Genomic DNA, 20,044 nt, shown 5'->3' with positions numbered 1-20,044 from the left:
CGGGCACAAAGCCGCTGCGGACGGGCCGGCGACTTCACGGCTTGTCATCCCATCGGGCCTGGTTCGGTTCAGGCCGCGTACGCGTCTGTCCGCCGCATTTCGGCAGGAGGTACATGCAGTGTCAGGAAGCAAAGGCGCTCCCTTCACATCCGGGAAACCCGGACTCGGTCAGACGGAGCGCCCCGCCACAGGTCGACTGTGGAGGCGCGGCGCGGCTGCGGCCGCGGTCATGCTGGGGACGCTGCTGATCGCGGCTGCGGTCAGCCCGGCGTCGGGTGCCGACAACCCGTACCAGCGGGGTCCGGACCCGACCCCGGCCAGCGTCTCGGCCAACCGGGGCACCTTCGCCACCGCCCAGATCAGCGTGCCGGCCGGGAACGGCTTCGGCGGTGGAGTGATCTACCACCCCACGGACACCAGCCAAGGCACCTTCGGCGCGATCGCCGTCGTGCCCGGCTACACCGCCACCTGGGCCGCCGAGGGGGCCTGGATGGGGCACTGGCTGGCGTCGTTCGGGTTCGTCGTGATCGGGATCGACACCAACAGCCGCAACGACTGGGACACCGCCCGCGGCACCCAGCTGCTGGCCGCGCTGGACTACCTGACCCAGCGCAGTCCGGTGCGGGACCGGGTCGACGCGAACCGGACGGCGGTCATGGGCCACTCCATGGGCGGCGGCGGGGCCATGCACGCCGCCCTCCAGCGCCCCTCGCTGAAGGCCGCGATCGGGCTGGCGCCGTTCAGCCCGTCGCAGAACCTGACGACCACGCGGGTCCCGACCATGCTCCTGGCCGGGCAGAGCGACACGACGACCACCCCGGCGAGCATCCTGAACCTCTACAACGGGATCCCCGCGGCGACGGAGAAGGCGTACCTGGAGCTCACCGGCGCCGGTCACGGCTTCCCCACGTCGAACAACCCGACGATGATGCGCAACGTCATCCCGTGGCTGAAGATCTTCGTCGACAGCGACACCCGCTACACGCAGTTCCTGTGCTCGCTGTCGAACTGGGACGGCATCAGGGCGTACCAGAGCACGTGCCCGCTGGTGCCCTCCCCAGTGCCGACGACCACGTCCACAACATCCACCACGACAACCATCTCCACCACGACCACAACACCGGCACCCGGTGACGCGTGCAGCGCGACCTACCGCACCACCAACTCGTGGCCCGGCGGTTACCAAGCCGAGGTGACGGTGACGGCGGGCAACACGGCCGTCAACGGCTGGAACGTCCAGTGGACCCTGGGCAGCGGCCAGACCGTCACCCAGGTCTGGAACGGCACGCTCAACGTCAGCGGATCGACCGCGTCGGTGCGCAACGCCTCGTACAACGGCTCACTCCAGGCCAACACGTCGACCACGTTCGGCTTCATCGGCGGCGGCACGCCGCCGACGTCGTCCCTCTCCTGCACCAGCCCGTGACAGCACTGGCCGGGAGCGTTCCTGGACGCCGACGGTAGGTCTGCACATCAGCGGCCGCGACATCGTCGAGGCCAACGGTCAGAAGTTCATCATGCGCGGGGTCAACCACCCGCACGTCTGGTTCCCCGCGCGGACCGGCTCGTTCGCCGAGATCAAGGCGCTGGGCGCCAACACCGTGCGGGTGGTGCTGGGCAGCGGCAAGCGGTGGGGACCTTCCACCGACGTCGCCGAAATGATCTCGCTGTGCAAGCGGAACCGGATGATCTGCGTGCTGGAGGTGCACGACACCACCGGGTACGGCGAAGACGGCGCGGCTGCGACCCTCGACGAGGCCGCGAACTACTGGATCAGCCAGAAGAACGTCCTGGTCGGCCAAGAGGACTACGTCGTCATCAACATCGGCAACCAGTGGCCGGCGGCTTCCAGGGTGAGGTCCGCGTCACCGCGGGAGGCGCGTCGACCGCAGCCCCGGCGAGACAGTGGGGCATCGGCTCTTGCTTACGTCCGCTTCACGGTCCACACTACGGCATGGAACGTTCAACCAACTTGATCAAACAACATCCAACAAGATCGAAAGCCTTGTAGGAGCTGAGAAATGCCCGATCCCGTCCGTCGTCGTCGCCGGATGCCGTGGCTCGCCGCCGCCCTGCGCTCAATTGTTAACGCTAACATCAGGCATGGAAGAGCATCGTCCGGGCGTAGCCGGGTCACAGCGATGCTGTCGGCCGCCTGCCTGCTGCTGGCCGGGGCGACCACAGCGGTGGTCGGACCCCAGGCGCAGGCGTTGGAGAACGGGGTGGCCCGCACACCGCCGATGGGGTGGAACACCTGGAACACGTTCGGCTGCAACATCTCCGAGACGTTGATCCGGCAGACCGTCGATGCGCTGGTCGGCAACGGGATGGCCGCACAGGGCTACAAGTACGTCGTGGTGGACGACTGCTGGTTCAACCCCGACCGTGATGCTCAGGGCAACCTCCAGGCGCATCCCACCCGGTTCCCGAGCGGGATGAAGGCGCTCGGCGACTACATCCACGGCAAGGGCTTGAAGTTCGGCATCTACCAGGTGCCGGTGGACAAGACGTGCGCGCAGTACTTCAACTCGTTCCCGGGTGCCACCGGCAGCAGAGGGCACGAGGTGCAGGACGCCCGGCAGTTCGCCGCGTGGGGAGTCGACTTCCTCAAGTACGACTGGTGCTCGCCGACTGGCACGATGGCGGAGCAGGTGGCGGCGTTCGCCAAGATGCGCGACGCCCTGGCCGCCACCGGTCGGCCGATCGTCTACAGCATCAACTCGAACAGCATCCACGAGAAGACGGGACCGTTGCGCGACTGGGGCGACGTCGCGCACATGTGGCGGACCACTGAGGACATCACCAACCGGTGGGACACCGGCAGTGACGGCAACTCGTTCATGGGCGTGCAGAACATCATCAACGTCAACGTGCCGTTGGCTCCGTACGCCCAGCCGGGCGGGTTCAACGACCCGGACATGCTGGAGGTCGGCAACGGCGGCATGACGGAGACCGAGCAGCGCAGCCATTTCGCCATGTGGGCGATGATGGCCGCGCCGCTGATCGCCGGCAACGACGTCCGGAGCGCGTCGGCCGCCACGCTCGCCGTTCTGAAGAACGCCGACCTGATCGCGGTCAACCAGGACCCGCTCGGCCTGCAGGCCACGCAGGTGTCGAACGACGGCACCCGGCGCGTGATCGCCAAGCGCCTGGCCAACGGCGACGTCGCGGTCGCGCTGCTCAACCAGGGCTCGGCCACGACGACGATCTCGACCACGGCGGCGGCGATCGGCAAGACCGGCAACTCGTTCACGCTGCGCGACCTGTGGACCGGAGCGACCTCGCCCACCAGCGGCGCGATCTCGGCCAGTGTTCCCGCGCACGGCACGGCGGTCTTCCGGGTCAGCGGCGGCGGCCTGGCACCGGCGCCGGTGCCCTTCTCGCTCCGCAGCGAGTCGGCGGGCCGTTGCGTGGACTCCCCGAAGGGGGCGTCGACCAACGGCACCCAGCCGGCCCTCTGGGACTGCAACAGCGCGGCCCAGCAGCTGTTCACCCGTAGCGGCAACATGTTGCAGCTACTCGGCAACTGCCTGGAGACGGCACCCAATGCCGCGGCCGGCGCGAAGGTGCAGCTGTGGTACTGCAACGGTGGTGCGAACCAGCAGTGGACACTGAACAGCAACGGCACGATCAGCAACGTGCAGACCGGGCTGTGCCTGGACGTGAACAACAACGGCACCGCGAACGGCACGCCGGTGATCGTGTGGACCTGTCACGGCAACGCCAACCAGCGTTGGGTCCGCGTGTGACGCACAGCAGGACCGCGTCACCCCGCTGACGACCGGCCGAACTCGGTGCCAGAGCCCCAGCGCGAAGCCCGCCGGAGACGGCGGGCTTCGCGTCTGCTGTGGCCGTCGAGCTGCTGGACCGTCAACGCTGGCGCACCCGCAGCTCGGGCTCCTCGATCAAGGGCGAGCACCCGGCCCGCACCGGCAACCGCAAGCTCAAACGAGCGTTCTTCCTGGCTGCGTTCGCAGCCTTGTCCGATTCCACCAGCAGGGCCTATTGCCAGCGGAAACGCGATGAGGGGAAGAAGCACAACGCCGCGCTGATCTGCCTGGCGCGGCGCCGCTGCGACGTCCTGTTCGCCATGCTCCGCAACAAGACCTACTACCGGGACCCCGAGACCGCTCCCGCCCCGGCTGCGGCTTGACAACCACATAGGACACCCCCGGCACCGAGCACGAGCTCGGCACCGGGGGAGTGAGGGCCGTACCGCGGATCCGCGGTCATGTCGAGACGGCCGTCAGACGGCGGTGCGCGACCACTGCTGGTTGGTGCCGGTGTTGCACGGATACTGCTTGAGGATCACGCCGTCCGCGGTCGATGCGGCCGGTACGTCCACGCATTTGTTGCTGTGTCGTGCCCGGAGCTGGAAGTGGCTGCCGTTGGCGACCATCTGGAACTGCTGGTTGGTGCCGGTGCCACAGGTGTACTGGACGATCTCGGCACCGTCGGCGGTGGAAGCGCCCACCACGTCGAGGCACTTTCCGCTGTGGCGGCTGACGATGCGCCAGTAGCCGCTGCCGGCGTCCTGGAACTGCCACTGCTGCCACGCGTTGCCGCCGTAGGTGTACTGGCCGACGCGCGCACCGTTGTCGGTGGTCGCCTGGGGGAGGCCCATGGCCTTGCCGCTGTGGCGCACGTCGATCCGGTAGGCCGTGGGCGGCGGGTTCGTGGAGCCGTCGCCCCAGGCGTACCGGAGCCGGTCGGCGCCGGAGGCGTTGCGGATGGTCAGGTTGAGATCGGTGCCGCTGCCGCTGAGGGCGTACATCGAGTACCAGTCATAACCGATGGTGCCCGGCTTGCCGCCGAGGGCGGGCCAGTAGGTGCCGCCCATCTGGTTGTCGCGCATGACCTGTGCGATGGCGCGGATGTAGCGCACGAAGTTCTCGGTGCTGTTCGCGTCGCCGTAGTTGAGGCCGGTGGACATCGGCGCGCCGAACTCGGTCGCGACCGCGCGGGAGGCGCAGTTGCCCAGACGCGTCTGGATGTGGCTCCGGAAGGCGTCGTAGGTCATCGGGCTGTAGAAGAAGGCGTAGTGGTGGAAGGACAGCAGCGTCGAGTTGAAGCGGCTGTCGTTGCAGATGTCGCGCAGGTCCTGGCTGTAGCCGGTGCCGCCGATGAGGACCCGGCCGGGCACCGCCGAGGTGTGGTAGCTGAGCCAGTTCGCGGCGACGTTGCGCCAGTCCGCCGACGAGTAGCCGTGCGGCTCGTTCATCGGCTCGAAGTAGACGTTGTTGTTCGAGCCGTACGTGTTGGTCACGCTGGACCACATCGTGTTCCACGCGGCGAGGTTCGTGATCCTGCCGCCGGAGGCGGCGCCGTCCTCCCAGTAGGCGAGGATGACCTTGAACCCACGCTCGGTGGCGGCGTCGATGGCGCCGCGGTACGCGTTCCACCAGGTCGTGTTGGCCACGGTGTGGGTGTTGATGGGCAGCCGGACGGTGTTGACCCCCAGGGTGGCGGCCATGTCGTCGTAGAGGGCGTTGGCCTTGGCCCGTACCGTCGCGTTGCTGTCGGACTGGCTCAGGCCCTGCACGACGAGCGTGCCGGTGCTGAAGTTGTCACCCAGCACGGCCCAGTTCATGCCGCGGAATTGGCTGGTGGCGGCCTGGGCCGGCGACGCGACGACGACGAGGCTCGCCACCGCGGTGAACGCGGCCACCGCAAGGGTGATCAGCAACCGGCGTAACGGCCGAGTGCTTCGCGGTGGTCCTGATGGGTGACCACCGGACGCCATGATCAATCTCATCACATGTCCAATCACTAGAACTGTGCTGGGTGCGAGTGGCGTCGCCGGCCTGCGACGACGCGGAGAGGCCCGTGGGTGCTGCGACGGCGCTCGACTTGCCGGTCGGACTCAGACCTGGGTGCGGCTCCACTGCTGGTTGTTGCCGCTGCCGCAGGTGTACTGCTGGATGTCGGCGCCGTCGCCGGTACCGGAGTTGACGACGTCGAGGCACTTGCCGCTGTGCCGTGCGACGATCCGGAAGTAGCTTCCGGTGGCCTGCCACTGCCATTGCTGGTTCGTGCCGCTGCCGCAGGTGTACTGGATGATGTTGGCCCCGTCCGCGGTTGAGCTGCTCGGCACGTCCAGGCACTTGCCGCTGTTCTGGTTGACGATGCGGAAGTAGCCGCTGCCGGCGTCCTGGAACTCCCACTTCTGGTTGCCGCCGCCGTTCCAGGTCCACTGCTTGATCTCGGCGTTGTTCGCGGTGGAGGCCGACACGACGTCCATCACCTTGCCGCTGTTGCGGTTGGTCACGCGGTAAGCCGGCGCCGAGCCGGGCACGTCGGCTACCGGCAGGATCGTGCCGTGGCGGCAACCGGGGCACGTGATCTGGCTCAGGCCCGACCAGGAGTTCAGGTTCGAGCTGGTGGCCGTCCAGATGCCGCCGTTGGTGTACTTGTCGATCCAGATGCGCCAGGAGCCGTCGCTCATCCGCAACACGGCCGGTCCCTCGTAGCCCGAGCTCCACAACTGGCCCTGGTTGCTCCACCCGCTGGTGAGGCTCGTGCTGGTCCAGTGCTCGATGTACTTGGAGGTTTCGTTCTTGGTGAAGGCGTGGTAGGTGCTGCCCGACTTCACCACGTAGGTGTCGATGTAGTTGTAGCCGAGGCCACCCATCTGCACCGGCCCGCTCCAGGAGGTCAGCGAACTGTTCTGGGCGGTGAAGATGTAGGGACGAAAGCAGTTGGAGCACGTCGTCTGGGAGATGCTCACGATGATCCGGATGGTGCCGCCCTCGACGTAGAACTCGGGCGCCCACGTGAATCGCGTGTTGGCGACGCCGGAGTTGACGCTGGTCACGTGCGTCCAGTTGACCAGGTCGGGGCTGGAGGCGATGTTGAAGTGTGTTGAGTTCGTGGTCCATGACTGGACGGTGTGGGCGATGTAGTAGAGCCCGTTGTGCTGGATGATGCTGGGGTCGCGCAGCACGCCGGACGGGCCGCGGTAGTTGGTGTCGGCCAGCACGCTGAAGTTCGTGCCGTTGGCCGATGAGTAGACCCAGAGCTCCTGGTCGGCAGCGGCGTCTCCCTTGAACGTGGTGTAGACGTAGCCGGGGGCGGCTTGTGCGGGTGATGCGACGGCCACCGCAGTGCCGGCGGCGGTGAGCGCCACGAGGCTGAGTCGGGCCAGCCAGCGTCTGACCTTCAGCTGTCTGTTCACGGATGATCTCCTCGCAGGTGAAGTGCCGGCGAAAGTCGGCCTGGGACGAGGCGACCGCCGGGCAGGGCACTGTGTGGTTTCGGCAGAGCTGTCGCGCGGCTGCGGCTAGCGCTGGAAGTCGCACCGCTCCAGGGCCGTCGGGCGACATCGGGAACACGAGGATCGTGGTGGGTGTGCGCGGCACTGGGCGGTCGACATCGGCGTCTCCACTCGTGTGTCCGCCGACGTGGTCGGCGCAGGCGGCGGCTGAGCCCGGGAAGCGGTGCAGCGGCCCTGTCGAGGAGGGGCACTGTTTGGCGGTGTGACGGGCGCCACCGTTCTGTGCGGACGCTAACAGGACGTGGCCTGCCCGCTCAAGAGTGAATTCTGGACTACGGGCAATGCACGCCTGGTGGATTGTCGATGCGTTTCGCTATCTCTGTTATCGCTAACGGACCGCGTCGGACTTGTGGTCTGTGACGATCATGTCGACGACCGCCGGGCGTACAACCTGGACCCGGCTACTTCTCGTGCCTGGCACGCCATCAGGGGAGAAGGGTCAGGTGGCAGCTTGACGGTCTCGTCAGGCCCGCTCTATGGTACGACAGGTAAGCGCTTTCCGCGAGCTCCGCAACACCGCTTCTTCTAGACCGTCGGCCCCAGTCGTGGCGATGTCGGCTGCCATGTCACCTGTTGGCCTTTCGAAGGAAGGTCGAATCCGTGTCGAATAAGGAATCGAACACATCGACACGCAGGTCGCCACCGCACGGTACGGCTATCGCCGGATCGTCCCGGTGCTGTCGGAGATCACGGTGGCCGCACCCAAGTAAGACGGAGTCACCCCATCCACAACGGCACCGCGGTGGCCCTGTTCGTGGACCAGGCGGACGATCTCGCCGTCCCCCCCGCGGTGATGATCGGCACTCGACCGCCTCATCACCGGGGGCTGACCGAACGCCCCGGAGGTCCCATCGCGACGGCGGCCCGCTACGAAGCCGCAGCAGCGACCTCCACATGCGACTGTCTCACTGAGGCCAACCACGGCGACTGCTGCGGCACCGGCAACGCGCTTGGCGCGACAGCGCGATCGGCCGTGGCGTGGGGCACGCACTGCGTAGGCGGACCTGGGGCACGCCGCCACGACCGTGACCGTCGACGGCTGAGGTGCCGGCCGGGCACTTGACGGCGTCGGCGCGGTCAGCGGCGGTGGCGGCAACAGCCACCGGCCGTACGACTACCCGGAGCCGAGGCGCACCCTTGGGCAACCAGAGCGCCGGCAGCGCGTATCTGTACAGGGACCTCGGCCGGTGAGGTCAAGTGGAACACCGGTTCGACCGATGCCACAACGGCCGGACCGGGCGGCCGACGGGGGGACTGCAGCGGCCGGACGGACCAGTAGGGGATCGATTCTGAAACCCTGATCACGGAGGAGAAGCAATGCGGACACTCGTCAGATCGCTGGTCGCCGTCGCGGCCCTGGTCGCCGGGGCGGTGTCGTCGACCGGACCCGCGGTTGCCGAATCGAACGGCGGGGTGCGCGTGATGCCGTTGGGTGATTCGATCACCGACGGGTTCAACGTCCCCGGTGGTTACCGGATCGGGCTGTGGCAGCGGTTGGGGTCGGGCAATTACCGGGTGGACTTCGTCGGCTCGCAGTTCAACGGTCCGGCTTCGCTCGGGGACCACGACCACCAGGGCCACTCCGGCTGGCGCATCGACCAGATCGACGCGAACGTCGTCACCTGGCTGCGGAACACGACCCCGCGCACGGTGCTGCTGCACATCGGCACCAATGACGTCATCCAGAACCGCGATCTCGCCAACGCGCCGGCCCGCCTGTCGGCGCTCGTCGACCGCATCACCGCGACGGTGCCGAACGCCGACGTGTTCGTCGCGACGATCACCCCGCTGTCCAACTCCGGGCAGGAGTCCGCCGTCCGCACGTACAACGCCGCGATTCCCGGCATCGTGCAGAGCAAGGTCAACGCGGGCAAGCGCGTGCGCCTGGTGGACATGCACGCCGCGTTGACAACGGCCGACCTGGCCGACGGCATCCACCCGACCGCCACCGGCTACGACAAGATGGCCGCCACGTGGTACTCGGCGCTGCGGTCCGTTCCGGGATCGATCGGCGACCCGACCGCTCCGTCGGGTCGGCAGATCGTCGGTGCGGACTCGGGCCGCTGCGTGGACGTGCCGAACGGGAACACCACGAACGGCACGCAGGTCCAGCTGTGGGACTGCAACGGCCAGTCGAGCCAGTCGTGGACCTATACGTCCGGCAAGCAGTTGATGTCCGGCGGCAAGTGCCTCGACGCGTACGGCAAGGGCACCGCCAACGACACGAAGGTGGTCGTCTGGGACTGCAACGGCCAGACCAACCAGCAGTGGAACGTGAGCTCGAACGGCGCCATCACCGGCGTCCAGTCGAACCTGTGCCTGGACGCCTCCGGCCACGGAACGACCAACGGCACCAAGCTGATCCTCTGGTCGTGCAGCGGCCAGGCGAACCAGCAGTGGGCCCTGCGCTGACCGGATGACACCTCCGTCCGCGGCGGTGCGGACGGAGGTGGTCGCTGTCGTCCGGCGACCACCTCCGACCCGGAGACCTGCCCACGTGCTCCGACGCCAACCCGTCGTTGGCCGGGACACCCGGCGTCCTGTCGGCGGTGCCCGGCATTTGCTCTCATCCACTTTGATCGCAGCTCGGGTTGGTGGGCGTCCGGTGCGTCGACGCGCGGTGTGGTCCCGCTTTGGGGCCACGAATCTGCGGTGACCGCGAACCAGAACCGGAATGTTCGGAGTCCTTCGATCACCAGAGCATGCTCTCAAGCGGGCGTCTGTACTGCTCCACCAGCGAGGACGACTTTTCGAGCGGCACAGCCGTGGACGTTGCCGCCGGCAATTGCCTGTAGCAGTCCTGTCGTCAGATTGCTGTGAGGGCATGAGTGTGGCGTCCAGCCAAACAATGTTACCGGTATTCCGGTCGGCGTGGGAGGCCCTGATAACTCGATTGCGGACAGGCCCCCTCACAATGGTCGGGGGTGGACGTAGCGTTCTGATGACGCCACTGGCCTTCATCGAATTGAGAAGCACGCATGCCTACTGAACTTCCCGATTCCGGTGTTCCTCCCACCACACGCACCCCGTCAACGTCGTCGACGTTGTCCCGGCGCGCGTTCATCGCGACCACCGGTGTCGCGGCGAGCGGTGCGGTCGTCGCGCCGTCGTTGCTCGGCACCGCCGACTCGGCGACTGCCGCCGAGTCCGCGGCAGCCACCGCGGGACCGGGCGGTCGCGTCTCGTTGACCGTCAACGGCGCCCGGCAGACCGTGACGCTCGACAACCGGACGTCGCTGCTGGACCTGCTGCGCGAACACCTCGGGCTGGCCGGGACCAAGAAGGGGTGCGATGCCGGCGCCTGCGGGGCGTGCACGGTGTTGGTCGACGGCCGCCGGGCCAACGCCTGCCTGACGCTGGCCGTCCGCTTGGAGGGCGCCGAGGTCACCACGGTCGAAGGGCTCGCGGGCGACAAGTTGCACCCGTTGCAGCAGGCTTTCATCGACCAGGACGCGTTCCAGTGCGGCTTCTGCACGCCGGCCAGATCATGTCGGGCGTCGCCTGCATCCGTGAGGGCCACACCCCGCTCGGCGGAGGAGATCCGCGAGTGGATGAGCGGGAACCTCTGCCGCTGCGGCTGCTACGTGAAGATCGTCAGGGCGGTCCAGCAAGCCGCTGCACAGGGGCGGTGACGCGGCATGTTCCCCTTCTCCTGCACCAAGGTCTCGACCGTGCGCGAAGCGCTCGCGGCAGGGCAACGGGGTGGTCGCTTCATCGCCGGCGGGACCACGCTGGTCGACCTGATGAGGGAGACCGTCGAACGTCCTGGCGCGCTGGTCGACATCAGCGCTCTGCCGATGCGGGACGTCCGGGTCACGGACGGCGGCGGTGTGCGGATCGGCGCGCTGGTGCGGATGGCCGACGCCGCCGTCAACCGGACGGTGCGCGCCGCTTACCCGGTCATCGCCGAGGCACTGGAGCTGAGCGCTTCCGCGCAACTGCGGAACATGGCCACGATCGGTGGCAACATCATGCAGCGCACCAGGTGCACGTACTTCCGGGATGTTTCCGCACCCTGCAACAAGCGCCGGCCGGGTTCGGGGTGTGCGGCGTTGGGCGGGTACAACCGCACGCACGCGATCCTCGGCGGCTCGGAGCACTGCGTGGCCACCCATCCCTCGGACCTCGCCGTGGCCTTGACCGCGCTGGAGGCGACCGTGCACCTGGCAGGACCGGCAGGGGAACGCCGGGTGGCCTTCGCCGACTTCCTGCTCCGGCCGGGGAACACACCGGATCGGGAACAGGCCCTGCGCCCCGGTGAGCTGATCACCTTCGTGGAGGTCCCGGGGCTTCCGCGCACGTCGCGATCCGGGTACCTGAAGGTGCGCGACCGGCAGAGCTACGAGTTCGCCCTGGTCTCCGCGGCGGTCGCGCTCGACATCCGCGGTGGAGTGATCCGCACGGCGAGGGTCGCCGCGGGCGGGGTGGGCACGGTGCCCTGGAAGCTGTCCGCCGTGGAGCAGCACCTGGTGGGCAACCGACCGTCGGCGAAGCTGTGGGCCGAGGCGGCCGAACGGGCGGCGGACGGGGCTCAGCCGCTGGAGCACAACGGATTCAAGGTGGACTTGCTCAAACACACCGTGGAACGCCAGCTGCGCGTCGTGGGAGGCAACAAGTGAACCAGGCCGTCGGGGCGCCCCTGTCCCGTGTGGACGGAAAGCTGAAGGTGACCGGACAGGCGCCCTACGCCGCCGACCACCACGTCGACGGCGTCGCCTACGGGGTGATCGTCGCGAGCACCGTCGGAGCCGGGCGGATCACCGGTATCGACACCGGACCCGCCCTCGCGCAGCCCGGCGTGCTGACGGTGATCACGCACGGCAACGCGCCCAGGCTGCCGTACCGCCCCTACCGCAACTTCCTCGTCCCCCAGGGCGAGCGGCTGCACGTCTTGCAGGACGACCAGGTCCACTTCTTCGGTCAACCGGTCGCGGTCGTGGTCGCGGAGACCCTGGAGGCCGCGCAGCACGCCGCGAGCCTGGTCGACGTCGCCTACGACAGCCGGCCGCCGACCCTCGACTTGACCGGCGCCCCGACCAACGAGCCCTTCACCTACGCGCGGGGGGACGCGGAGGGCGCGCTGGGTTCGGCCGAGGTTCGGCTGGAGATGACCTACCGGGCCGCCCGCAACCACCACAACGCCCTGGAGCCGCACGCCACCATCGCCCGCTGGGACGGCGATCGGCTGACCGTGTGGGACAAGACCCAGTACCTGGTCGGCACGCAGGGCGAACTCGCCGCCGTGTTCGACATCCCGGTAGAGGCGGTGCGGGTCATCTGCCCGTTCATCGGTGGCGCGTTCGGCAACGGCCTGCGGTGCTGGCCGCACACCACCGTCGCGGCGCTCGCCGCGCGCGTGACCGAACGCCCGGTCAAAGTGGTGCTGACCCGCCGGCAGCTGTACTTCGGCGTGGGATACCGGCCCACCTACGAGTACGGCGTGCGTCTCGGCGGCGACCGGCAGGGCCGGCTCAGCGCCATGACCCACGACGCGAGGTTCGAGACCTCACGCTACGAGCGGCATGGCGAAGGCATCCAGGCCCTCGGGCAGATGCTCTACGAGACGCCCAACGTCAGCCAGACGTTCCGGAACGTGCCGTTGGACGTGAACACCCCCACGTGGATGCGCGGGCCCGGCTACTCCACCGCCGCCTACGCCATCGAGTCGGCGCTCGACGAACTCGCCCATGAACTGGGTGTCGATCCGATCGAGCTGCGGCTGCGCAACGAACCCGACGACGACCCGGCCAGCGGGCTGCCCTTCTCGACGCGGCGGCTGCGCGAGTGCCTTGCGGTCGGCGCCCGCGAGTTCGGCTGGCACAAGCGCAAACCCGAACCGCGCTCCACGGTCGACGGTGACCGGCTCATCGGCATCGGCATGGCCGCCGGCGCCTACCACACGCTGCGGGGCGCGGCGCGGGCCTACGCGCGGCTGACCGCCGAAGGCACCGCACTGCTCCAGGCAGGGGCCGGCGACATGGGGCCGGGCACCTACACCTCCATGACCCAGATCGCCGCCGACGCGCTGGGCATGCCCATGAACACCGTGCGGTTCGAACTCGGCGACTCCACCATGCCCCAGGTTCCGCCGCACGGCGGCTCGCAAACCATGGCCAGCGTCGGCTCCGCCGTCCAGAACGCCTGCGACCAGCTCCGACAACAGGCCATCACCCTCGCTGTCACCGACGAACGGTCGCCTCTGCACGGGGTCAAGCCCGAGGACGTCATCGTCCGGGACGGCCGCATGAGGGTGAAGAACGACCCCACGCGCGGGGAGACCACACCGTCATCGCCATCTGGGCCAACCCCGACGCGGCCACCCTCGATCGTGCTGTCGGCCGGCACGTCGACGGGACCAGCCGGGTGCACCTGCAGTACACCTATCAGCTCGACCAGGCGCCGGCCGCCTTCGCGGCGTTCACCGGCGGCGCGCTCGGCAAGCTGGTCATCACGACCGCCTGAGCCCACGAGGCGGGGTCAGAGCCGCAGGGGAGTGACCCCGCCCCCCAACACTCAGATCCAGCAGGGAGCACCTCATGGAGCTCGGCGTGATCTCGCTCAGCGACATCCAGACCGACCCGGCGACCGGCCGGCCGTTCCCCTACCAGCAGCGGGTCGAGGAGATCGTGGGGTACGCCACCCTGGCCGACCGGACCGGCCTGGACGTTTTCGCCCTCGGCGAGCACCACACCCTCGACTTCGCGGTGTCCTCACCGGCGGTGGTGCTGGCCGCGGCCGCCGCTCGCACGAGCAGGATCCGGCTCACCAGCGGGGTGACCGTGCTGCCGGTGCTCGACCCGGTCCGGGTCTACCAGGACTTCGCCACCCTCGACCTGCTCTCCGGCGGTCGCGCCGAGATCACCGCCGGTCGCAGTGCCTTCACCGAACCCTTCGACATCTTCGGTGTCGACCTCGCCGACTACGACGCCGTGTTCAGCGAGAAGCTCGACCTGCTCCTGCGACTGCGCGAGGACGACCACGTCACCTGGTCCGGCAAGTTCCGCCCACCACTGCACCACGCCCCCGTCACCCCGCGCGCGGTCCAGCAGCCGCTGCCGGTCTGGCTCGGGGTGGGCGGCTCCCGGACAGCGCCGAACGGGCCGGCCGGCTCGGCCTGCCCATGGTCCTCGGCTACATCGGCGGCCCCCTGTCCCACGCCCGCCACGCGGTCGACATCTACCGCGCCGCCGGCGAGCGCGCCGGTCACCCCGACAAGCTGCGAGTCGGCATCTCCACCCACTTCTACGCCGCCGCCACCCCCGAGGACGCTCGGCGGACCTTCCCGTACTACCACGAGTACCTGCGTCCCAAGACCCCCGGCGGGCGCGGGTTCGTGGTCGACCAGGCCCAGTTCGACGCCGGAACCCGGCGCGGCAACGCCATCATGATCGGCTCCAGCGAACAGCTCATCGAGAAGATCCTCGACGCCCACCAAACCCTCGGCTTGGACCGGTTCCTCGGCCAGATCGACTGGGGCGGCCTGCCCCGCGCCGCCGTCTCCGACTCCATCCACCGCTACGCCGAAGAAATCGCCCCCGCCGTCCGCGCCACCACCGCCTGATCCACGCAGAAAGGTCATCGCCATGCAGGCCGCTGACGTACGCCGTTTCGTCGGACTGGCCACCCCAGCGTGCCCGACCCCCGCGACCAGCCCACCCTCAAGGCACGAGTACTGCCCGTCCTCGCGAACCTGATGTTTTCCAACGCCCTCCGCGACCTCCGCGGCATGACCCAGGCCGTCACCGACTCCGGCCTGGACTGGACTGGACTGGACTGGACGATCGCGCGAATCACCAACCCCGCCAACAAACCCGCGACCGGAACCATCCGAGGACGTCGCCGACATCGTGGCGTTCCTCGCCTCCGACCAAGCCCGTTGGATCACCGGGGCGTTCATCGACGCCACCGGTGGCAGCCTTCTCGGCTGACGCTGCCCGACGCCGATGGCACGCCGTTCCCGGCCGACCGCCTCCCCGGGGCAGCGAGGTGACGCCTCACAGCTCGTTCGTGGCGGGCCGTCCGAAGCGGGTCATGGCGCGGTCCAGGTCGGTGGGCGGGGGTGCTTCCGGCAACGGGGGGAGTGGGGCGTCGGGCGTGGCGTAGGCGCGGAGCATCTGTCCGACGAGCCGGCGCCAGGTCTCGGGTGCGTCGTGGCCGGTGGCGGCGATGACGCCGGCGTTGGCCATGAGCAGGACGACGAGGTCCTCGGCGACGAAGTCGGCGCGGAGGTGTCCGGTGGTCTTGGCGCGGGTGATGAGTTCCAGGAAGCCCTGGTAGGACTCGGCGCGTCGGGCTTCGAGGGCCTCGGCGGTGGGGAAGGTCATCACGAGGACGTCGGCGAAGCCGCGGTCGGCGGCCTGCATCGCGCAGACGGCCTCGATGTAGCGGGTGAAGCCGTGCCAGGGATCGGGGTCGGCCAGCGCCTCGGCGGTGGCGGTGGCGTAGCCGTCCATGCGGTCGGCGAAGACCGCGTTGATCAGGTCCTCGCGGGTGGCGAAGCGGCGGGACAGGGTGGCTTTGCCGACACCGGCCTCGCGCGCCACCGAGGCCATCGACACCCCGAGCCCTTCGGTGGCGTACAGGCGGCGGGCGGCGGCCAGGATGCGTTCGCGGTTGCGCTCGGCGTCCGCACGCAGGGCGGTTTCGGACTGCTGACCTGGCGCTTCGGGCGGTGTCATACCGGCACTCTACTAAGTGGACCGTCCTTCCCGCTTTTCTGCTACGGTGGTGACATAGAAACGGGAAGGCCGTTCCACTTGTTGGTTCCCCTTGGAATCTCGGAAGGGATCTTCGGCATGACCTCAACGACCCCTGCTCCGTGGGAGACCGTCGACCCGGCCCTGATCAACCCTCGTGCGGTGCGTCTGGTGGAGGCGTTCAAGGACGCCCTCGCGCGCCTGCGTGACGAGCACGGCCTCACGTTCGACGACCTGCACACGGTCACCACGCTGCTGACGCAACTGCGCGACGCCACCGGTGTGCCGCTGTCCCTGTGCGCGATGCCGCTGTTCAGCGAGGTCTTCCAGGGCGGCGGCGACGGCTACACGATCTCCGAGGACGTCGACAGCCCGACCTACATCCCCGGCTCACCGCTGATCGACAACCCGGGCCGGCTGCCGATGCGCCCGGACGAGCCGGGCGTCCCGTTGATCGCGTCCGGCCGCGTCCTGGACGGGCACGGTCGCCCGCTGGCGGGCGCGGAGCTGGTGATCTACCACGCCTCCAACGACGGCATCTACTCCGGCATCTGGGACGACGGCCAGCCGAAGGACAACCTGCGCGGCCGCCAGCGCACCGACGCCGAATGTCGTTACGCGTTCACCACCGTCACCCCGGTGCCCTACTCCAACGCGCCGAGCGAGGCGGTCGAGGCCGTAGCGGCGGCTGCCGCGGCGCTGGGCCGCAGTCTCTACCGGTCGGCCCACATCCACTACGAGATCCACTTCGTCCTCAAGACCCGCACCAGCCCCGAGACCGCCGCCGTCCGTCCACAGGAGACGGCATGACCACCGGCAACATCGAAGACGCGGTCGCCTGGAGTCTGGCTCGACTGAACACCGCGTTCATCCACCACTACGACCGCCGTGAGTACGACGAGGTCCTGGCGCTGTTCACCCCGGACGCGGTCTACCAGGTCCGTGGCCGGGCACTGCACGGCCACGCCGAGATCAAGGCGGCACTCGACGCCCGTCCCGGACCCGAGCTGACCGTGCGCCACCTCGTCACCAACCTGCCCTTCCACACCATCACAGACACCTACGCCCACGGCAGTTCCTGCCTGACCGCCTACGCCGGCCCCACCGCCGGTGTAGGCCCGGCCCGCTACCCGGCCGCGAACGCGGGCCACATCGTCCAAGTGACCGACCGCTACACGGTGCACGACGGCCGCTGGAAGATCGCCAGGCGCATCGCCGACGAACTTCTCGCCCCAGCCGCCGGCTGACAAACCCCCTGGTTCCCAAGCGAAGTTGAAAGGATTGCCGTGCCCACCATCGCCATCGTCGGAGCCGGCCCCGGTATGGGCCTGGCCATCGCCCGCACGTTCGGCACCCGGGGCTTCGACGTCGCCCTTGTCTCCCATAACCGCACCAAGCTCGACGACCTGGTCGGCCAGTTGAAGGGGGATGGCATCACCGCCGCGGCGTTCACCGCGGACGTGCTCGACCGTGACTCGCTCACCCAGGCACTCAAGGATGCCGCCACACGCTTCGGCGGCATCGACGTACTGGAGTACTCGCCGGCCCCACATTCCCCGGTGCCCGGCTTCACCACGGCCGCACCGTCGGAGGTCACGGTGGACAACCTGCAGCCGCAGATCGAGTACAACTTCTACGGCGCCGTCACGGCCGCCCAGGCGGTACTGCCCGCCATGCGGGAGGCCGGCGCCGGGACCCCGCTGTTCACCACCGGCGGTGGCTCCGTGGACCCGGTGCCGATGTTCGGCAACGTCAACGCGGCCGGCGCCGCTCTGCGCAACTGGGTGATCAACCTGAACAAGGAGCTGACAGGCAGCGGCGTGTACGCCGCCCACATGGCGATCAACGTCTGGATCGGCAGGGGCGGCCCGGAGGGCATCCCGACGGCCACGCCCGAGCAGATCGCCCCCCTGTACTGGGACCTGCACGAAAACCGCGACCGCTCCGAGGCCGTCTTCAACGTCTGACCGGCCGGCCCACCCCGCTCCCGAGAGGGGCCTGCACCTCGCCCCACCCAGCGATACCGCGTCGTGGACAACGACCGAGCCCTCGTCTTTCCAGCCACTCGAATATTCCGAAATCGAGCGAACGAGGAGCCATGCCCAAGGCATACGTCTTCACCGAGTACGGCGGTCCCGAGACGCAGACCTTTGTCGACCTGCCCAGGCCCGTTCCCGGACCGGGTCAGCTTCTGGTCGCGGTGCACGCGGCCGGGGTGAACCCGGTGGACTGGAAGCTGCGCGCCGGTTGCCTGCGGGAGGTTCTTCCTCTGACGCTCCCGGCAGTCTTGGGTACGGAGGTCTCCGGTGTCGTCGAAGAGATCGGCGACGGGGTCGAGGGGGTCGGGATCGGAGACGAGGTCTTCGGGGCTCTGCCGTTGGTCGGCGGCTACGCCGAATACGCGCTGCTGCCGGCCCAGGCCGCAGCACACAAGCCGGCCGCCGTGTCGTTCACGGACGCCGCGAGCCTGTCGGTGTCGGCGGCCACCGCCCACCAGGGCACAGGCCGACTGAACCTCAAGCCCGATGCCACCCTGCTGGTGAACGGGGCCGGTGGTGGTATCGGTGTTGCCGCCGTATAGATCGCCCGCGGCCGGGGCGTCACCGTGGTCGGCACCGCCGGCCCGGGTAAGGCGGAGTTCGTTTCCTCCCTCGGAGCCACCCACGTCGCCTACGGAGAAGGAGTGGCCGACCGGGTTGCCGCGGTCGCCCCGAACGGCGTGGACGCCATCTTCGATCTGGTCGGCGGCGAGGCCCTGTACGCCGTCGCGGGTCTCGTCGGGGACAAGTCCAGGATCATTACCGCTGTAGATCCGACGACAGCGTCCGAACTCGGCGGTGGCTACTTCCAAGTGGTGCAGAGCGGGGAGGTGCTCTCCCCCCCTCGCTGGACTCGTCGAATCCAGTGCGCTCGACCCCCACGTCACAAAGGCCGTGCCCTTCGCTGAGGCAGCGACGGCTCTTGCCGCGGTCGAAGCCGGCCACGCTCTGGGTAAGACCGTCCTGAAAGTGCGGTAACGGACGCGGTACAACCGACCCGGAGGGTTCCGCGGCGTCCACGGATTCGTCTGCCCAGAAGCCCCGGCTGTCGGCGATGCGGCGGCTGATGCGGGAGGACCTGGGCGTCGGCGACTGATCACACCTGAGGGGCTGCCGACCCCTTGCCCGCCCGCGTCGCGTCCGCCCCCCAGCTCGCCAGCAGGCGCAGGGCCTCGGCGGAGGGGGAGCCCGGTTCGGCGTGGTAGGTGATGAGGAGCTGCTCCGTGCCGTCGGCGAGGGGGAACGTCTCGAAGTTCAGGGTCAGGTCGCCGACCAGCGGGTGGCGCAGCTGTTTGACGCCGTAGTTCTTCTCCTTGACGTCGTGGGTGGCCCACAGGCGTCTGAACTCCTCGCTCTTGACGGAGAGTTCCCCGACGAGGGCGGACAGGCGGGGGTCGTCGGGGTGGCAACCGGCGTCCATGCGTAGATAGGCCACCATGTCGGTGGCCTTCTGCTCCCACGGCATGAACATCTCCCGGTACTCCGGCTTCAAGAACACCATCCGGGCCCAGTTCCGCTCCTGCGGCGGCAGCTCCGACCAGTCCCCGAAGAGCGCCGCCGCCATCCGGTTCCAGGCGAGGATGTCCGACCGGCGCCCCAAGACGTACGCCGGGACCTCGATCAAGTCCAGCAGCTGCCGTACCGACCCGCGCACCTGCTCGGTCCGCGCGGCCGGCTTCTTCTTGTGCTGCTTGGGCTTGGCCAGGCGGGTGAGGTGCGTGTGCTCGGCGTCGGTCAGCCTCAGCGCGCGGGCGATGGAGTCGAGGACCTCCGCCGAGACGTTGTGCCCGTTGCCCTGCTCCAGCCGCGTGTAGTACGCCACCGAGACGCCCGCCAGCTGCGCCAGCTCCTCCCGGCGCAGCCCGGGCACCCTGCGGTGCCGCCCGAAGTCCGGCAGCCCCACGTCCTCGGGCTTCAGCCGGGCCCGCCGGGTGCGCAGGAACTCGCTGAGCTCGGCGCGCCGGTCCGGTGAGCCGCCGCCGGGCTGTTCCTCCACCGGTTCGTCCATATCTCCAGTATCAACGGTCCTACGCCCA

At 68.8% G+C, this 20,044-nt stretch carries 15 protein-coding genes and 3 pseudogenes; 14 read left to right on the top strand and 4 right to left on the bottom strand.

Translation table 11 applies throughout. The annotated features are described in order from the left end of the window. Nucleotides 1-229 precede the first annotated feature (229 nt). The 4 genes and pseudogenes from FM051_RS41405 to FM051_RS41390 form a co-directional block, all read left to right on the top strand. Entirely contained in the window at nt 230-1,426 is a 1,197-nt protein-coding gene (locus FM051_RS41405) for a poly(ethylene terephthalate) hydrolase family protein (protein WP_158852571.1), read from the top strand. Nucleotides 1,427-1,466: 40 nt separating this feature from the next. Further along, nucleotides 1,467-1,976, top strand: a complete 510-nt coding sequence (locus FM051_RS41400) for a cellulase family glycosylhydrolase (RefSeq protein WP_158852584.1) — start codon at nt 1,467-1,469, stop codon at nt 1,974-1,976. Between the two features lie 165 nt (nt 1,977-2,141). Continuing rightward, on the top strand, nt 2,142-3,749 hold the full coding sequence (locus tag FM051_RS41395; protein ID WP_158852570.1) for a glycoside hydrolase family 27 protein: 1,608 nt from the start codon (nt 2,142-2,144) through the stop codon (nt 3,747-3,749). Nucleotides 3,750-3,790: 41 nt separating this feature from the next. Continuing rightward, nucleotides 3,791-4,153 (top strand): annotated as a pseudogene (locus FM051_RS41390) (IS110 family transposase); the annotation flags it as partial. Nucleotides 4,154-4,246: 93 nt separating this feature from the next. Here FM051_RS41390 and FM051_RS41385 read toward each other — a convergent pair. Next, nucleotides 4,247-5,686: an RICIN domain-containing protein gene (locus FM051_RS41385; RefSeq protein ID WP_238413020.1), complete on the bottom strand. Its 1,440-nt coding sequence runs from the start codon at nt 5,684-5,686 to the stop codon at nt 4,247-4,249. A gap of 177 nt (nt 5,687-5,863) precedes the next feature. Then, nucleotides 5,864-7,174, bottom strand: coding sequence for an RICIN domain-containing protein (locus FM051_RS50995; RefSeq protein WP_202919288.1), 1,311 nt, complete (start codon nt 7,172-7,174; stop codon nt 5,864-5,866). Nucleotides 7,175-8,590: 1,416 nt separating this feature from the next. Between FM051_RS50995 and FM051_RS41375 the strand changes: the two genes are divergently transcribed. The 5 genes and pseudogenes from FM051_RS41375 to FM051_RS54190 all read left to right on the top strand — a co-directional run bounded on the left by FM051_RS41375 (nt 8,591) and on the right by FM051_RS54190 (nt 14,834). Beyond that, nucleotides 8,591-9,685: an SGNH/GDSL hydrolase family protein gene (locus FM051_RS41375; protein ID WP_158852569.1), complete on the top strand. Its 1,095-nt coding sequence runs from the start codon at nt 8,591-8,593 to the stop codon at nt 9,683-9,685. A gap of 566 nt (nt 9,686-10,251) precedes the next feature. Then, nucleotides 10,252-10,905 (top strand): (2Fe-2S)-binding protein, encoded by a 654-nt coding sequence (locus tag FM051_RS41370; RefSeq protein ID WP_238413019.1) that lies wholly within the window; start codon nt 10,252-10,254, stop codon nt 10,903-10,905. A gap of 6 nt (nt 10,906-10,911) precedes the next feature. Beyond that, nucleotides 10,912-11,892, top strand: coding sequence for an FAD binding domain-containing protein (locus FM051_RS41365; RefSeq protein WP_158852568.1), 981 nt, complete (start codon nt 10,912-10,914; stop codon nt 11,890-11,892). After that, nucleotides 11,889-13,523: pseudogene (locus FM051_RS54195) on the top strand (xanthine dehydrogenase family protein molybdopterin-binding subunit); the annotation flags it as partial. The gene FM051_RS41365 and the pseudogene FM051_RS54195, both read left to right, overlap by 4 nt. A gap of 286 nt (nt 13,524-13,809) precedes the next feature. Further along, a pseudogene (locus FM051_RS54190) lies at nt 13,810-14,834 on the top strand (LLM class flavin-dependent oxidoreductase). Between the two features lie 433 nt (nt 14,835-15,267). Here the strand turns inward: FM051_RS54190 and FM051_RS41350 are convergent. Next, nucleotides 15,268-15,951, bottom strand: a complete 684-nt coding sequence (locus tag FM051_RS41350) for a TetR/AcrR family transcriptional regulator (protein ID WP_158852567.1) — start codon at nt 15,949-15,951, stop codon at nt 15,268-15,270. Nucleotides 15,952-16,068: 117 nt separating this feature from the next. Between FM051_RS41350 and FM051_RS41345 the strand changes: the two genes are divergently transcribed. The 5 genes from FM051_RS41345 (at nt 16,069) to FM051_RS54185 (ending at nt 18,986) form a co-directional block, all read left to right on the top strand. Continuing rightward, the gene (locus tag FM051_RS41345) at nt 16,069-16,779 is read left to right on the top strand and encodes a dioxygenase family protein (RefSeq protein ID WP_158852566.1); all 711 of its coding nucleotides are present in this window, start codon (nt 16,069-16,071) and stop codon (nt 16,777-16,779) included. After that, nucleotides 16,776-17,216, top strand: a complete 441-nt coding sequence (locus FM051_RS41340; RefSeq protein ID WP_158852565.1) for a nuclear transport factor 2 family protein — start codon at nt 16,776-16,778, stop codon at nt 17,214-17,216. The genes FM051_RS41345 and FM051_RS41340 overlap by 4 nt, the downstream gene beginning before the upstream one ends. A gap of 39 nt (nt 17,217-17,255) precedes the next feature. Next, nucleotides 17,256-17,936 carry an SDR family NAD(P)-dependent oxidoreductase gene (locus tag FM051_RS41335; RefSeq protein WP_158852564.1) on the top strand — a complete coding sequence of 227 codons (681 nt, stop codon included), beginning with the start codon at nt 17,256-17,258 and terminating at the stop codon, nt 17,934-17,936. A gap of 131 nt (nt 17,937-18,067) precedes the next feature. Continuing rightward, nucleotides 18,068-18,550 (top strand): alcohol dehydrogenase catalytic domain-containing protein, encoded by a 483-nt coding sequence (locus tag FM051_RS52445; protein ID WP_238413016.1) that lies wholly within the window; start codon nt 18,068-18,070, stop codon nt 18,548-18,550. 256 nt (nt 18,551-18,806) lie between these two features. Then, complete coding sequence (locus FM051_RS54185; protein ID WP_420803657.1) at nt 18,807-18,986, top strand: zinc-binding dehydrogenase; 180 nt, start codon at nt 18,807-18,809, stop codon at nt 18,984-18,986. Between the two features lie 118 nt (nt 18,987-19,104). On the opposite strand, the gene FM051_RS41325 is transcribed toward FM051_RS54185, so the two are convergent. Further along, nucleotides 19,105-20,016, bottom strand: a complete 912-nt coding sequence (locus FM051_RS41325) for a helix-turn-helix transcriptional regulator (RefSeq protein ID WP_158852563.1) — start codon at nt 20,014-20,016, stop codon at nt 19,105-19,107. Between the last annotated feature and the right edge of the window lie 28 nt (nt 20,017-20,044).

It is taken from the genome of Saccharothrix deserti (assembly GCF_009769385.1).
Taxonomy (GTDB): Bacteria; Actinomycetota; Actinomycetes; order Mycobacteriales; family Pseudonocardiaceae; genus Actinosynnema; species Actinosynnema deserti.
Note: the sequence above shows the minus strand (reverse complement) of the source record. Positions and strands in the feature narration are given on the sequence as shown.

Bases quoted from the DNA above. Each gene is read 5' to 3' on its own strand.
- FM051_RS41405 (WP_158852571.1), top strand. From the start codon at position 230: ATGCTGGGGACGCTGCTGATCGCGGCTGCGGTCAGCCCGGCGTCGGGT.
- FM051_RS41395 (WP_158852570.1), top strand. From the start codon at position 2,142: ATGCTGTCGGCCGCCTGCCTGCTGCTGGCCGGGGCGACCACAGCGGTG.
- FM051_RS41375 (WP_158852569.1), top strand. From the start codon at position 8,591: ATGCGGACACTCGTCAGATCGCTGGTCGCCGTCGCGGCCCTGGTCGCC.
- FM051_RS41370 (WP_238413019.1), top strand. From the start codon at position 10,252: ATGCCTACTGAACTTCCCGATTCCGGTGTTCCTCCCACCACACGCACC.
- FM051_RS41365 (WP_158852568.1), top strand. From the start codon at position 10,912: ATGTTCCCCTTCTCCTGCACCAAGGTCTCGACCGTGCGCGAAGCGCTC.
- FM051_RS41350 (WP_158852567.1), bottom strand. From the start codon at position 15,951: ATGACACCGCCCGAAGCGCCAGGTCAGCAGTCCGAAACCGCCCTGCGT.
- FM051_RS41345 (WP_158852566.1), top strand. From the start codon at position 16,069: ATGACCTCAACGACCCCTGCTCCGTGGGAGACCGTCGACCCGGCCCTG.
- FM051_RS41340 (WP_158852565.1), top strand. From the start codon at position 16,776: ATGACCACCGGCAACATCGAAGACGCGGTCGCCTGGAGTCTGGCTCGA.
- FM051_RS52445 (WP_238413016.1), top strand. From the start codon at position 18,068: ATGCCCAAGGCATACGTCTTCACCGAGTACGGCGGTCCCGAGACGCAG.
- FM051_RS41325 (WP_158852563.1), bottom strand. From the start codon at position 20,016: ATGGACGAACCGGTGGAGGAACAGCCCGGCGGCGGCTCACCGGACCGG.